The sequence below is a fragment of the Micromonospora sp. NPDC049891 genome (genome assembly GCF_040660295.1).
Lineage (GTDB): Bacteria > Actinomycetota > Actinomycetes > Mycobacteriales > Micromonosporaceae > Micromonospora.
Window position 1 is genome coordinate 102,693 of record NZ_JBFAML010000021.1, and the last position, 14,335, is coordinate 117,027.

Genomic DNA, 14,335 nt, shown 5'->3' on the forward strand with positions numbered 1-14,335 from the left:
CTATCGTCCTATTCGAGGCGCGCCGCCGTCCCTAAGGACCGCCCCCTCATCGGCGGATATCAGCAAATCCTGGCCGGTCGGCAGCTTCGGCGTCAATGTAAACTTGACCCGATGGGTCTGGATATCCGACGTACCAGCCTGAGCTTCGGCCGACACCACCCAGGCTTTGAAGCCGGCCTTGGCGATCGAATCCTCCTTGAGTTCGACGGCAAACTCCATCTCGATAGGACCAACCGCGAACCTCAAATCCTCCGACGCGCCGGTGGCTGCTGCGTACAGCAGTTCATCGCGTACCGTAGCGACCGCCGTGGCTAGGTCAATATCCACCCGCGTCACCCTCCGTCCATGAAACCGAAGCGTTTGATGTATTAGGCCTTCGCCTGGCCAAAGCGACCCGTCGCCGGGAAGCACAACTAGATGTCACCTTGTAGCCTTGCGTTGACCGGCGCAATCGAGTATCCGACTGAGACCTATCCCTCTCAGGCGCTGCTGCTGCGAGAGGCGCCGCTGCCGGAAGAAGCGACTGTTTCACCTAGATCAGACGGCTGCCATGTCGCCGACAACCTCGAGTCCTCTGCGGCCGGGTGATCGGTGCGGTGGCGGACCACGATCCGGCGGCGGCCCTAGGAGATGTCCTCCAGCCGCAGTCCCAGCGCCTCGCCGGGACGCAGCCCGCCCTCCCACATGAGCTCCAGCAACGCCCGGTCCCGGCGGCTGCGCAACACGCGCAGCAGCGCCACGTACGTCTCGTCTGCCATCGGCCTGGGCAGTGTCTCGACGGTCTCGATCCGCAACGCCCGCCGCGGACGCGAGATCACCAGCGGCGCACGCGGGCGGCCCGGCACCCGGGCAGCCGCATGGTCGGCAATGGTGACGATCGGGTTGTCCGAGCCGCCGTATCGCTCCACGCTGATCAGGTACTCGTAGAACGACGACACCGCGGCCAGCACCCGGTTGCACGTCTTGGCCGCCAACAGCCGACCCGCGCCGTCCGTCAACGCCAGCTCCAGCCGCTGGACCTTGCGCGCCGACGACCGCGTCCGCAGCCACACGATGAAATCGACCGCCCGCGCCGGCGTGAACTGCTGCACCGTCAGACCGCGGCTCTTCAAGAACACGAACAGCTTTTGCAGATCGTGCGCGTAGGCCCGCACCGTGTTTGGCGAGTAGTCCCGCACCATCAACAGCCGTAGGAATCCGGTCACCTCGGTCACCGGCACGCCGGCTGCGTCTACCAGTTCGACACTCGGCTGCCCCGGACTCGCGTCAACGATCTCGCGAACCTTCACGCCGGCCAACGTAAAGGATCAACGCCCCAGCTCACGAACCCACGACTCCACAACTGTCCAGATAAGAAGGTCGCCACCCGTGCCTGAGGTAGGGACGCGGCTGGCGACCCTACCCACGCCCTGCGCCCGTGACGGCAAGGGACCCGGACACCAGCACGGACTGCCCGACGTCATCGAACCCCACGGCACCCGACACGACCTGCTGCCGACGCCACGCGCCAGCGACACCGGCACCCCAGGCCACCGCGCCGGCACCGGTTTCCGGCCACCACTGTCGCAAATACTCCTGCCCACCCCGCGGGCCACCGACGGGGAGAAAGGCTGCCCCGGACAACGAGGCTCCCACGGCGACCTCACCCTGCCCTCCGCCGCCGTACGCATCCCACCACGCCGCCTGCCCACGCCACGCGCCTCCGACGCGCGAGGCCCCAGCCACCACGGCGACGGCGGCCTCGACCTACGCACCACCGTCACCCACCTGGCCAACAGCAGCCTCGGAACACCCGACGAGGCCACCTGGGGCATCTACGCATCCGCCATCGCCCGCTGGGAACTCCTGATTGGCCGACCGGTCCCCGCGCCCACCCAACCCGGCCAGCACGGCAAACCGGTTCTCGCACCGCCGCTCGTGGAATGGCTCATGGGCCTACCCGCCCACTGGGTCACCGACCCCACCCTCGATCTACCACGCACGGGCGCCCTGCGCGTCCTCGGCAACGGGGTCGTCCCCGCCCAAGCCGCGACCGCTCTCCGTCTCCTGCTGAGCCACCACCACCGAACCCGCCAGGCACTGGTGGCTCTTCGCAAGTCCACACGCCTATCCGCGAAGAGCCACCACCCCGGCCTCACCTCGAACGAGGAGCCGTCCATGCACTCCAACCCGCCCCGATCCCGACGGCGGCCACCGCCAGCCGCACCCCCACCCACCCGCCGCACCGGTGGCAGCGACGACGAGGAGCCGCGCCTCTACACCCCAGCCGAGGCCGCGGTGCTACTGCGCGTGGCGGAGTCCTGGCTACGCCGCCGCGCTGGACGCCGCCAGATCCCCTGCACCTTCCTCGGCAAACACCTGCGCTTCTCCACCGCCGACCTCGCCGCCATCATCACCGCCGCCGCAGAACCCGCCACCGGACGACGGCCCCACCGCCGACGCCGATCCCCACCTACCCCAGCGACTTGACCAAACCCCGAAAGTCACGCGTCCATCACCGACGCAACGGACACGAACCGATCGGAGACATAACCATGGCCTGGGTGGAAAAGCGCGGCACGAGATACCGCGTCCGCCTCCGTATGCCAGATGGCACCGTCACCACCGACTCCACCCACGAACTGCGCGCCGACGCTGTCCTGCGCGCCAAGGAAATCGACGTGGAAGTCGCCCGCGATACCTTCATCGACCCCCGCGGCGGACGCATCCCCCTCAGCGAATGGGTGCCGATCTGGGAGTCGACCCACCAGGCATCGCCCGCCACCTGGGCCGCCTACCGCAGCCACCTGCGGCTGCACATCCTGCCCACCCTCGGCTCGCTGCTCCTGGTCGACATCCGCCGCCAACACGCCAAGGCCCTCAGCCTCGCGCTCGGCAAGCGACTCTCACCCCGATCCGTCGCCGACGTGATCATGGTCCTGTCGATGATCCTTCAAGAAGCGGTCGAAGACCGCCGGATCCCCTTCAACCCCTGCCGCGGCATCCGGATCCCCAAGGGCATCCGCGCCGAACGACCCCACGCCACCGCCGACCAGGTCGCCGTCATCGTCGCCCGCCAGGCCCGCCCATCCGACGGGCTGATGATCCTCACCGCCGCCTACACCGGCATGCGATGGGGAGAACTCGCCGGCCTGCACCGAGACAACCTCGATCTCAGCACCGGCAGCATCTACGTCCACCCCGACGTCGGCGCGCTACACGAAGTCGAAGGCAAGCTGTACCTCGGCCCACCCAAAACCAACGACTCCGTCCGCCACATCCGCCTACCCCGCTTCGCCACCAACCTCCTCGCCACCCACCTCGCCGAACACCCCCACGGCACCGTCTTCCCCGGCGCCCGCGGCCACCACCAACGCCGATCCAACTTCAACCGCCGCGCCTGGACCCCGGCCGTCGCTGGCGACCCGAAACGAGGCATCCCACCGATCCTGCCCGGCATGCACTTTCACGATCTGCGCCATACCCACAAGACCTGGCTCATCGAAGACGGCATCCCCGAGATCGCCCAAGCCCGTCGCCTCGGCCACCGCCTCCCCGGCGTAAGAGGCATCTACAGCCACGTCACCGAACCGATGATCACCAACCTCGTCGACGCCCTGCAACGACGCTGGGAAACCACCCAGCCCGACCGCCCAGACGGCACCGTGCGACGCCTGCGCCCCGCCGCCTGACATCTGCCGTCAGGGATGATGAGGACCTGCTGCAGGCGGTTCGTAGCCGACCCGCGCTACACGGTGTGTGGGCGACCCGCATCGCACGTGGAACTCGTCGCGCCCGGCGCGAACCCCGCCGCCTGGCAGCCCTAGCCACCGCAGCAGCGCGACGCCTTCGACACCGCCCGTCAGCGCCACGACGACCAGCAAGGGTCGCTGCTGCTCTCCGGCATCGAGGCCGGCAACGGATACGGCCACCCTGTCGACCCGGCGGAAGCAAAGAGGATCGCCGACGCTCTCGCCGAGCCGTACCACTACACCCCGGTGAGAGCAGCCGAGTTCTACGACGACGCCGGGTTCTGCGGCCCCTGCGATGCCCCGTACCGCCACCACCACTGGAACGTCCCTAGCAGCGCATACGGCACCTGCCCACGCGGCCACAGCAAGAGCCTCGACCCCTTTTGGCGGCCCGACGACCCTCTAGCTCGGCCTCCCCGACCTGCTCGGCGGTCAGTCAAGGTCGAGGTCGACGTAGGCGGGGTCGTGGTCGGACCCGTCGCCGCTGATCTGGGTGCGGCGCATGACATGCGCCGCCGTGACCGTCAGATCCGGGGTGGTCCAGATCTGGTCGTAGAGGGCGAATGTGGTGACACCCTTCGCCCGGTGCCGGTGCGTCCAGATGGTGGGGGACAGGTCGGCGAACTTATCGTCGATCAGAGCGCCGCCGCGGTTAGGGCCGGCAACGGTGGAACCTCGCTGGATCTGCTCGGCGAGGTTCGCACTCCGCAGGTCGGCGAGGGCCTCGGCGTCGGGCGCGTCGTTGAGGTTTCCGGTGACCACGACCCGGCGGGTCAGCCGCTGCCGACGCAGGATCTGCCTGATCGCGCTGGCCGCCCTGCCAGCCGGCGGCTCCCTGCATGCAGCGACCAGTTCGACCTGGCCATCTTGACCCTCGGGCACAAGGAACGTCTCGGTGACCTCCTCGCCGGGTTGTGGCACTGACGTCGGCCGGAACGTAATCCGCGCCTGGTGGTCGCTGCGCAGCCTGCTGGTGCCCCGCTGGCTCCGTCGTCGTCGAGGTGACTTCTTTAGGTCGTTGCCGTCCCAGACGAAGCCGCAGATGAAGTCCACATGGGCAACCGGCGAGGATGCACGCCAGGCCGACGTTGCTGCCCAGGACCGTAGCCACCTTGATCGTCATGCAAGTCGTCAGTGCGGGGCAGGTCAGTTAAGGAGGGTCAGCAGGAGGCCAACCACGGCGACGGCCAACGCGAAGGTACCGCCCATAGCCCCTCCCCCTTGCAGCGCTGCCTTCGCTGGCGCCGTCCCTCCCATCCAAGCAAGGAGGCTGGCGATGGTACCCACAATGGCGGAAAGTGCCAGCGCCACAGCGAGCGCAAGTACGAGTAGGGCGAGCCGGAGTTCCATGATGACTCCCTTGGTGGGGGCAGGGGACCAGCCGGCGCCGTGCGGCGCCGACTGACGCCATGGTCCGTTGCCCCGGAGCCGTAGTGTGGGTTAGTAGGGCAGCCCCGGAGAAGTGGTTGCCTTTCAGCAGCGCACGGCGGGGCCAGTGGGCCGCGCCGACCGGACGGGACCGGATAAGCCGGGGGGCGGCGCGTGGGCGACGGGACAATCCCACCGAGGGGGACACCTTCTTCATATGACTGGGCGTTGTTGGCGCAGCGGCTGCAAGGCGAGTTCATCGGACGACTGAGACAGCTGCGTATGGAGGCAGGCAACTTAACCCTCCAGGCATTGTCGAAGAAGCTGCACCGCAGCGACACCCAGCTGGGCGACATGCTCAACGGCAAGACCCAGCTGCCCTCGCTCGATCTGGTTTTGGCGTTCGTTGACGTATGCGCGAACAACGCCGCCGCGCGCGGCCGTCTGCCGGGTGTCAGTACTGAGACCGACTACTGGAAGTACGAACATGGATTGGTCGAGCGTGCACGTGAGTATGCACGCGTGGACGGAGGGCGAGCCGCCGACAAACCTGCCATTCGGCACCGGCAGTTCGCGCGGGAAATTTTTGGTGTGGAGGGGCCTCTTGTCGCCGTCCCCCCACCGCCCGTGCCGCCGCCGTCCTGGTGGCTCAACCCGCGAAACCACGTGGTCACGTTCTCGCCACCACGTGAGTACGAGACACTGCTCCGCTGGGCCAGAGGAACGGACGGGCCATGCGTGTGCTTGGTTCACGCTCCCGGAGGCGTCGGCAAGACCCGCTTGGCGATGCAGTTGGCCGCCGTGCTCGACCAAGAGGGCCAGATCTCCGGGCTGTTTCCTCCAGAACATCTCGCAGAACGCATCGCGCCGGCGATACCACGTATCGTAGGAGCTGGCCACCGTGCGTTCATTGCTGTCGACTACGCTGAAGCGCAGCTGCACCACGTGCGACTCTTACTCGACGCGCTCGCACATACTCGACCGGACCAGGTTCGCATCCTCCTGCTGGCGCGGACACCGGGGCGCTGGTGGGAGAACCTGGAGCGGAACACCAACGCCGTCGACCTTGTACACCGCGAGCCGATCGAGTTGACCAGCATCGGACAGGACGATCCAGTTGGCGCGATGGGTATTGCGTACCGCGACTATCGTCGCCGGATCCTGGGCGATGCGGGTGCAGACAGTCAGGCTCTTCCAGAGCAGCTCTCGTCGGTCGCGAACCGTCACTCGAGGACGCTGGACTTGCATGCCGCTGCCCTTGTCCACGTGTTGGATGGTGACCGCAGCGATGGCGTGCCGGACACAGATCCGCTTGAGGCAGCACTGCATCACGAACGGTTCTACTGGGCGCGGGCGGCCGCCACCGTAGCGAGAGCAACGTTCGCGGATGGCAGCAGGCTACGGGATCGCCTGCTCGCGCTTCCGACGCTTTACCCTTCGGCCGACGCGCACACCGCGGAGCGAGCGGTATCTTGCCTTCCCGATCCAGGCGAGGATCTTCCTTGTGCCGCCGAATACCTGGCGGGCACCCTAGCTGACCTGTACCCGGGGACCGAGGGGCACTACTGGAGCGCACTGGTGCCGGACCGGTTAGGGGAACGGTTGGTTGCCGATGTCGTGCGTGCCGCACCCAGCGCCGAGCGGATGGCGGACGAACTAGTCCGCATACACGGGGATATAGACGTCGCCAGCGCCACTCATGCCATGACGGTTCTTTGCCGCATCGCCGGATATGCTGCCGATCCTTTGTCAGCGCCACACGATGTCGCCGACAAGGCGCAGGCCGTCATCCAACGCCTGCAGCGGCTCAACCCCCGGCTGTACCGGTCAGCTTGGATCGACGCCATATCCATGATCAACGACGGGAAAACACAACGGCACGCATCCGTTTTGGGCGGCTCACTCGCGCCCGAGGGACCTGAGTCGTTGATAACCAATACCGGCGAGGTGGGCGCGACTGCCCACGCACACTGCTTCTGGCCGAACACAGATCACTTGGCCGCCGGCTCCGACAGCGAATTGCTGAACCGGAGACACCTCGCCGTACAAGGCGTGTGGGCAATCGCCATTCGTCACCTCGCCGAATTGGGCATCGACCCAGCCGGCTCCATCGACGTAATCGGCATTGGCGACCTGTCGGAGGACGCGCTTGGCCCCGCTATGCAGACCTCCCGCAAAATTCGGCTGATCGCCGCCTTCGATCATCGCCACATATTTGTAGATCCCGACCCTGATCCCGACGTGTCCTACCAAGAGCGGCAGCGCTTCGTGAAGCTGCCAAGGTCGTCGTGGCACGATTACTCTCGTTCGGCAATCTCTTCGGGAGGCGGAATCTGGCAGCGGACGGTACCAGTCATTCTCGTCTCCGCCGAGATGCGCGAAGTTCTCGGCATTCCTAGTGAGATTGTAACCCTAGAGCCCGACCAGCTGATTCGGGCGATTCTCACCGCACCAGCCGACGCGATTTTCGTCGCCCGCAACGGCACATTCATCAAGTCGAGCCACGAGCACGATGCTGAGGTCGGGGATCCGGCGAACCGGACAATCAGGGTCGACGGGCGCGACCTCCGGGCCCGCACCGTCGCGGAGGGTAGCGTTAACGGCATCACGCAGAGTGGCAGGGTGGAATTCTCTCTGTCCGGGGGCCTTGTTAACACTGATTTTCTGGATCAGTCGGCCTGGGATCAGGCATTGAGCCGGCAGGCGAACACCCAAATTCTCCTAGACCGGCTCGGTGCCTCCCGCGACCATCTCTTCGGTGTAAAGTCCAATGAGCATTCGGCCCGAATCATGGAGGAGATCGGCGAGTCGTCACTGCGTGGCGGCCTCTGGCAGGACATCGCCATGGCGGCCGCGCGAGCCCAGGCGCCGTCATTACTGCCAGTGCACCGCCGCTTGATAGCCCATCTTGAGCAATACGGGCACCTCGACCGAGCCCTGCAACGGTTGCCAACCGATGATGCGCTCGTAGTGCGCTCGGGCCTCACCTCCCCAGAACTCGCCGTGCTTATGGCGAACGTGAAGGCCCAGTTGAAGGCAGAAGTGCTCAACCAGAGCCAGTTGCCGGACGATGACTGGGCAACCGAGGTGCTCCGGAATTTCTTCCCGTCCTCGGTCCGTAGTCGTTATTCCTCGGATCTAAAGGGACACCCACAGCGGCGGGAGATCATCGCCGCCGTCTTGGTCGATGCCACAGTCAATCTCGGTGGCATAACCTTCGTCTATCGGGTTGTAGAAGAGACGGCTGCCAACCTGGACGACGTACTGCGAGCCGTTGTTATCGTCAATAAAACGTACGGACTGGACAAGCTGCTCCACGATATCGAGGCGTCGGACCACCTGCCGGTGCAGGTCCGGACGGCGCTGCACTTGGAGCTGCGACGACTTCTTGACCGAGCGGTGCGCTGGCTAGTCACCAACCGACGCGCACCACTCGAGGTGGCTAGCGAAGTCAGGAGACTAGAACCCATACGTGAGCTGACGCTCAAGCTAGACACTTTTCGGGGGGAAAGAGAGCGCAACGTGCTGCGCGCAAAGACCGAGAACCTGGTGCAGCTCGGTGTTCCGGCGCCGCTGGCAGGAGCCCTTACCCACACGACGAATGGTTTCGGGCTCCTCGATGTCATCGAGATCGCCCATGCGACCGGTGTTGATGTCGCCGAGACGGCAGCCGTCTATTACATCGTGTCTGATCGCCTCGACGTTGACGAGATTCTGGCGAGGATTGCCGCGCTGCCCCGTGAAGACCGATGGCAGACGCTGGCGCGCATGGCGCTACGTTTCGATCTATACGCTGCCCTCGCCGCACTCACCATCGAGGTGCTCGAGGGCACTCGCCGCAGTGACGGCGCGGACGTCCGCGTCGTTACCTGGGAACAGAACAATGCCAACGCAATCGCTAGAGTGAGAATAGCAATCGGAGAACTTCTCGCCTCTAAAGCGGATCTGGCGGCCCTGTCGATCCTGCTCCGACAGATTCGCACCCTCGTACGCATAAGCGCGTCGTGACCTACGGATCGGAAGGTTAGGGTTCAAGCCCCTAACCTGGGCCGCGGTGCTGTCCGACCAGGGTCGCCACGACGAGGCGGCCGAGGAGTACCGGTCGGTGTTGCCTACCCAAGCCGAGGCGCTCGGCCCCGACCGCCCGGACACGGTCAAGACGCGACGAGGCATGGATCTACCCGCCCAGCATGCGGGAACCAACGACTCTCACCCGGCGGAGCATTACGGTAGTCCGGAGAACTCATCACGCCGTCGGCAACGACCGACTAAGGGCACCAGCGGTGTGCATGCCAGGTCGGCCTTGCACTTCACCAACTCGGTGGGGACGTGTGGATCTAACGGCACCTCTCTGTGTCAAGGTGTTGGCAGCAGTGAACCGCCCCGGGTTCTGCGGAGGCTCTACAAGATCCGGTGCGGTTTACCTCAGAGGAACGTCGGGCGCGAGTATCCGGTTGGGCCGGACGGTCGTCGTCGGGAAATCCCTAGCGGGCTCCCTGATAGCAAGCGCCGGCGGCATTGAGGCCGTAGCCGGCCAACGAGCAGCCGACCAAGCAGCCAATCAACGACCACTGGCGGACAGCCGCGGGCGTGATTAGCAGCAACCGTCCGTCGATCACCAAGGCAACCCGAAGTCGGGAACCGACTCGTAATGCCCGGGCCGCAACCTGGGGGCTAGCGATGGACTGGCGTGATCATCGGGCACAGGCCGCGCACCACTGACGCCGACAAGGGCTGGCAACCACTGGAAGGCAACGAGAAACCTCGCCGAGGTCAAGACGTCGATCGTTCCGGTTTGAGCTGATTCACCGACGGCCGGGGGGATTCAGGGTCCGAGTCCCTGGCGGCCACGTAGGGACGTTCCCGAAACGGCCAAAATGTTCCCGAATTCGTGGCATCCGGATGTAGGTTGCCGAAGGGCACCTGGCCGATGGCCAGGTGCCCTTTGCCTTGGTAGCGCGGTGTGTCATGCGGTTGCAAACTCGGCTCGGACGGCCAAGTGGTACCATCCGTCGCCAGCGCCTCGCCGACCAGCCCAGGGTTTGGCCCGCCATGTCGACCTCGAACAGCTATGAGTTCGGCCGATGGGCAGCGCCGTTTCGTCGGTACCCCGTCCATGCCGACCTGGCCGGCTCACAGCACCATCACCGCAACAGCCGCCGCCCCGGCGACCGCCGAGGACCAGCGAAGCAGCTCCTTGGCGACTCGTTGCTCGGTCCGGTCGGTGTCCGACGGGGCCATGTCGTCGTAGAACTGGCGAACTCCTGCGGCGGCATTCCCGACGACCGGCAGCGAGTAGATCCCGCCCGTCGGCTTGGGGCGCTCGGCGGGCACGGCGTCGTCGTTCCCGAAGTGGCACATGTCAGTCCCCATCTCGAACCTCTCCAACAAAGGTGGCTGGCCGTGTTGCCAGTAGTTGGAGCGTAGGCGGGGGAGCGGAGTCTCGCAACTACTCGCAACAAAGAATCTAGTTGTTGGTGTACGGTGAAGGTGTGGACGATGGCGACAGGCAGTTGGACGCCCACCGGCAGGCTTTCACGCCTCCCTACGACCTAACCGTCGGGCCGGGGCGGGAATCAGACAACCGCAGATTCGGGGAGCTGCTAGAACGTCTGCGATGGAAGGCTGGCATGTCCCGCGCAGATGCGGCGGCCAAACTCGGGTTCTCCTCCGAGTACCTGCGCCTGATCGAAGTTGGCAAGCGCACTCCTGCCCTCGGGCAAGTGTCGAAGTTCCTGGATGCGTACGGTGCGGACGGTGCGGTCGAGAAGGTCCAGCCTGGTGGCTACCGGCCGCACCTGATCGTCATCGACCCGATGAATGATGATCCGGTCCTCGTCCAGTTCATAAGCCGGATCCGCGAGGCGCGGCGCATCGCGCTCGGCGGCCCTCCGGGCGAGGTGGATAGGCAGGTAGACCCGGACCAACCGAAGCGGCGGGCCCATGACCGGCCATCCGTTCGTCGCGCAGTCGAGCTCGGTGTGGTGATCTCTCTGCTTACGCAAGCTGACGACAGCGCGCTCCGCAAGATCCGCGAGACGCTTGAGGAGGAACTCGGCTACCCGGGTCGAGCAAGCAATGGAACGTGAGCGTTGTGTTCCCGCCAGCGCCGGCGCCGGCGCATCAAACCGCCTGACCGGCACCAAGAGAGCATCCAAGCCCGGTAGCATGGGCTCGGTGAGAAAGCCGGGGCCACAGGCCGGGCTTCGCTGTTTTCCGAGGTCGATCACGTCGCCGTCGGTCGGTCGAGTCCTTGAGTGGTCCTTGTTGCGTGTGGCGACCGCCTTCGTCCAGCCGAATGGCAACGGCGTCCAGGTCGTGACCGAAGAGGCCCGCGTACACGTCCACCATCATCGACGTCGAGGCGTGCCCGAGCATCCGCTGCACGCCTTGACGTTCGCGCCGCCCGCCACGGCCGGACTCGCCGCCGTGTGCCGCAGGTCTTGAGGCGTGAGCCCGGCAAGCCCGACCGATGCCGCCGCCGGCCCAAAAACCCGCGTCCGGGAGTTCGTGTTGCGCAGTGGCCCCCCGGGTTGGGTGCGATGAACACCAGCTCGTCGCGGCACTGCCCGGCGACGTGCGCGGCCAACTCGTTGACGAGGAAGCGCGCGGTCGGCACCGTCTTTTGATGCTTCCCGCGGAGTGGAGGAGCCGGACGGCGTGGACGTAAACTACAGCACCGATGGCTAGGTGGCCGAGGCGCAAGAAGCTCGCGAACCGACGGCCGTCCAACGCGACCACCGGCGCTGACCGGCGGACGACTCTGGACGGTCCTTCGGCGACAGACTGGATCCAGGCTGTGGCGGCGATCGCCGCCACAGCGTTGGCGGCGTGGGCGGGAATCGTCGCGCTGGGGACGCTGCGCGATCAGCAACAGATCAACCGCAGTCAGCTTTGGCTCAACGAACTGGCTGAACAGCGTCAGCAGCAGCGTTACGCCAGCCGGGTCGTCTACTGGTGGGACGGCAATCCAGCGGTGGGCAAGGCCCTGTCGGCTCTAGTAATTCAGAATCGGTCGCCCGTTCCGATCAGGTTTGTCAGGTTCGCCTTCAAGGCCAGTTTCCGGGACAACCTGCAAGCCGTCGAGACCGTGTCTGTGACTGCGGCACCAGGTGATCTTCCGCCGTGCGCGGTGCGCACCTACCGACTGACGGAGCCGAAGTTCACGGACGTCGCGGCCTCGGTGGTCATTCTCCCGTACGAGGAGCAGTTGGAGTTCACCGACAGCGTCGGCCGATGGATGCGCAACACGACGGGCATCCGGGCCCTCGAGCCAACCGAGCCGGCCCTGGACCCGACGCTACCGCTTCAGGAGGACGTCAAGCAACGGAGCGAAGCCGAGGACTGCGGCGAGGGCGGGTGAGTCGGGCGTCCCCGGGTCGATGCTGGCAAACGATCTAGTACTCCAGCCGCACCTGATGAAGTTGGAGTCTTCGCTGGTAGTGGGCTGTTCTGGCGCGGTATTGGTGTCGGCGTCGCCATTGTGACCATCGATGGATGTGGTCGAAGGGTCGGATGGTGGTGATCAGGTGTGCCAGGAGACGGCGGACCTCGCCGAGGGTGAGGGGGATGAGGCCGTCATCGGATTCGGTGCCCCCTTTTGGCCTGCGCGGCGGTGACGGCGAGGTAGGCGTGGGCGCACAGAACGCGCATTTACGGTAGCCGGTGTGCGTGTCTGTGAGATCGCTGTCTACCCACCCGGCGCGTTGTGCGTAAGGCCGATCAGGACGCGGTGCAGGCCGTCACGGAACGCAGTATCGGCGTCGAATGTCTCCGGTGGTGTGCCGGCGGTTACGTCGCCGAGCCAGGGGTGACGCCGTTGGCTGCCGGTGCGGTCGAGGCGGCGGATCTGCTCGGCCCACCATGAGCGGTACGTGGTTCCGGGGTTTGCTGTTTCTCTTTGTTCGGCGTGGAGCAGCAGTGCCATGCCCTGGATGTAGGCGTTGAGCGCGAGGTAGCGGCGGAGCGCGATCGCTGGGCTCAGCCCGAGCGCCACGAAGGCCTCGACGCTCGCGCCTGCCATGTCGAGCACGGCCGGAACCAGCGGGGGCCGGGTGCTGGCGAGGACGCCGACGAGCCACGGGTGTGCCCGGTAGACCTGCCACTCCTGCTCTGCGAGCCGGGCGAGCTTTTCCACTGGCGGATCCCGATGAGGGCCGGCGTGGTGCGGTGCGAGGAGGTGCTGCACCAATGCCGCGACGAGACGGTCGCGGCTACCGAAGGCGTGCTGTACGGCGGCGAGCGGTTGCCCTGCGTGGCGGGCGACAGCTCGTAGGGTCAGGCCGTCGACGCCTTGGGTGTCGACCAGCGTCGTGGCGACCTCGATCATGTGCTCCGCGTTCGATTCCACGTGGGGGTGTCGGGCGAGCGCCGAGAGCCGTCCGTTGTCGCGGCGGCGTCTGTAGGCCCGGCCCTGGCAGGATCGTGAACAGTAGCGGCGCGGTCGTCCCGTGCGCAGCGGTGTCCCCAGATCCCGTCCGCACTGTGTACACGTCATCGTAGTCTCTTTCGTCTCACCGTCCGTGTGACGAAACTACTTCCTCGGGTGTCGGCGAAGCCGCAAGTGTGGGAGGCACACCGAGCACCGCAGGAGGAAACTCGATGACCGCCACCATGCTGACCGCCCGTCCTGCACTGGCGTCTGAATTCGACACGGTACTGGCACTGTGTCTTGAGGCCTTCGCCGACGAAGCCGTCACCGCCTGGGCCGTCCCCGATTCGGGGGCGCGGCTGACCGCCACACGCGAACTGCTCGCCGCGTCGCTGGCAGCCGCAATCGCCGCCGAGGCAGTGGTCGTCGCGTTCACCTGCCACAGCGAAGCCATCGCGGCGTCGATCTGGATCGACATGGACGAAACGTCGAAAGACACCGAGTTGCCGGCCGGCAACGATCGGCTGGCTCAACGTCTGACCACGGTCAAGTCGCTCACGGCGGCACGGCACCCCAAGGTGCCCCACATCTACCTCGCGTCCATGGGCACCATCCCAAAGCGTCGGGGACTCGGCGCCGGGACTGCGATGCTGCGCCACGGCCTCGACCGCGCGCGTCGGCTGGGCCTGCCGGTGTACCTGGAGGCGTCGACCCCGCTGAACCGGAAGCTGTACGCCCGCCACGGCTTCGCCGACCACGGCGCGCCGATTCAACTGCCAGAGGGAGGCCCGGCACTTCAACCCATGTGGCACAGCGCGTAACAGTCGTCGCCGCGCCTCCCACAGATCGGGTGGCGTAACGATAT

At 66.1% G+C, this 14,335-nt stretch carries 11 protein-coding genes; 6 read left to right on the plus strand and 5 right to left on the minus strand.

The features are described from left to right. On the minus strand, nucleotides 1-327 hold the full coding sequence (locus AB0I71_RS23715; protein WP_357588066.1) for a trypco2 family protein: 327 nt from the start codon (nucleotides 325-327) through the stop codon (nucleotides 1-3). A 296-nt stretch (nucleotides 328-623) separates the two neighbouring features. Continuing rightward, a complete protein-coding gene (locus tag AB0I71_RS23720; protein ID WP_357588090.1) occupies nucleotides 624-1,289 on the minus strand; it encodes a site-specific integrase in 666 nt (221 codons plus the stop codon). Nucleotides 1,290-1,368: 79 nt separating this feature from the next. Here AB0I71_RS23720 and AB0I71_RS23725 point away from each other — a divergent pair, with 79 nt between their 5' ends. Both AB0I71_RS23725 and AB0I71_RS23730 read left to right on the plus strand, forming a co-directional pair. After that, nucleotides 1,369-2,469 carry a helix-turn-helix domain-containing protein gene (locus tag AB0I71_RS23725; protein WP_357588068.1) on the plus strand — a complete coding sequence of 367 codons (1,101 nt, stop codon included), beginning with the start codon at nucleotides 1,369-1,371 and terminating at the stop codon, nucleotides 2,467-2,469. 65 nt (nucleotides 2,470-2,534) lie between these two features. After that, a complete protein-coding gene (locus tag AB0I71_RS23730; RefSeq protein ID WP_357588070.1) occupies nucleotides 2,535-3,671 on the plus strand; it encodes a tyrosine-type recombinase/integrase in 1,137 nt (378 codons plus the stop codon). Between the two features lie 492 nt (nucleotides 3,672-4,163). Here AB0I71_RS23730 and AB0I71_RS23735 read toward each other — a convergent pair whose 3' ends face one another. Then, the gene (locus AB0I71_RS23735; RefSeq protein WP_357588072.1) at nucleotides 4,164-4,652 is read right to left on the minus strand and encodes an endonuclease/exonuclease/phosphatase family protein; all 489 of its coding nucleotides are present in this window, start codon (nucleotides 4,650-4,652) and stop codon (nucleotides 4,164-4,166) included. 675 nt (nucleotides 4,653-5,327) lie between these two features. On the opposite strand from AB0I71_RS23735, the gene AB0I71_RS23740 reads away from it, so the two are divergent. Further along, the gene (locus tag AB0I71_RS23740) at nucleotides 5,328-9,107 is read left to right on the plus strand and encodes an NAD-glutamate dehydrogenase domain-containing protein (protein ID WP_357588074.1); all 3,780 of its coding nucleotides are present in this window, start codon (nucleotides 5,328-5,330) and stop codon (nucleotides 9,105-9,107) included. Between the two features lie 1,125 nt (nucleotides 9,108-10,232). Here AB0I71_RS23740 and AB0I71_RS23745 read toward each other — a convergent pair. Continuing rightward, nucleotides 10,233-10,472, minus strand: coding sequence for a hypothetical protein (locus tag AB0I71_RS23745; protein WP_357588076.1), 240 nt, complete (start codon nucleotides 10,470-10,472; stop codon nucleotides 10,233-10,235). A 119-nt stretch (nucleotides 10,473-10,591) separates the two neighbouring features. Here AB0I71_RS23745 and AB0I71_RS23750 point away from each other — a divergent pair, with 119 nt between their 5' ends. Both AB0I71_RS23750 and AB0I71_RS23755 read left to right on the plus strand, forming a co-directional pair. Further along, nucleotides 10,592-11,188: a helix-turn-helix transcriptional regulator gene (locus AB0I71_RS23750; RefSeq protein ID WP_357588078.1), complete on the plus strand. Its 597-nt coding sequence runs from the start codon at nucleotides 10,592-10,594 to the stop codon at nucleotides 11,186-11,188. Between the two features lie 710 nt (nucleotides 11,189-11,898). After that, nucleotides 11,899-12,462, plus strand: a complete 564-nt coding sequence (locus tag AB0I71_RS23755; protein ID WP_357588080.1) for a hypothetical protein — start codon at nucleotides 11,899-11,901, stop codon at nucleotides 12,460-12,462. A gap of 327 nt (nucleotides 12,463-12,789) precedes the next feature. On the opposite strand, the gene AB0I71_RS23760 is transcribed toward AB0I71_RS23755, so the two are convergent. Further along, on the minus strand, nucleotides 12,790-13,449 hold the full coding sequence (locus tag AB0I71_RS23760; protein WP_357588082.1) for a TetR/AcrR family transcriptional regulator C-terminal domain-containing protein: 660 nt from the start codon (nucleotides 13,447-13,449) through the stop codon (nucleotides 12,790-12,792). 251 nt (nucleotides 13,450-13,700) lie between these two features. On the opposite strand from AB0I71_RS23760, the gene AB0I71_RS23765 reads away from it, so the two are divergent. Next, complete coding sequence (locus AB0I71_RS23765; protein WP_357588084.1) at nucleotides 13,701-14,291, plus strand: GNAT family N-acetyltransferase; 591 nt, start codon at nucleotides 13,701-13,703, stop codon at nucleotides 14,289-14,291. Nucleotides 14,292-14,335: the final 44 nt, after the last annotated feature.

Coding starts and splice junctions, on each gene's coding strand:
- AB0I71_RS23730 (WP_357588070.1), top strand. CDS start 2,535: ATGGCCTGGGTGGAAAAGCGCGGCACGAGATACCGCGTCCGCCTCCGT.
- AB0I71_RS23745 (WP_357588076.1), bottom strand. CDS start 10,472: ATGGGGACTGACATGTGCCACTTCGGGAACGACGACGCCGTGCCCGCC.
- AB0I71_RS23765 (WP_357588084.1), top strand. CDS start 13,701: ATGACCGCCACCATGCTGACCGCCCGTCCTGCACTGGCGTCTGAATTC.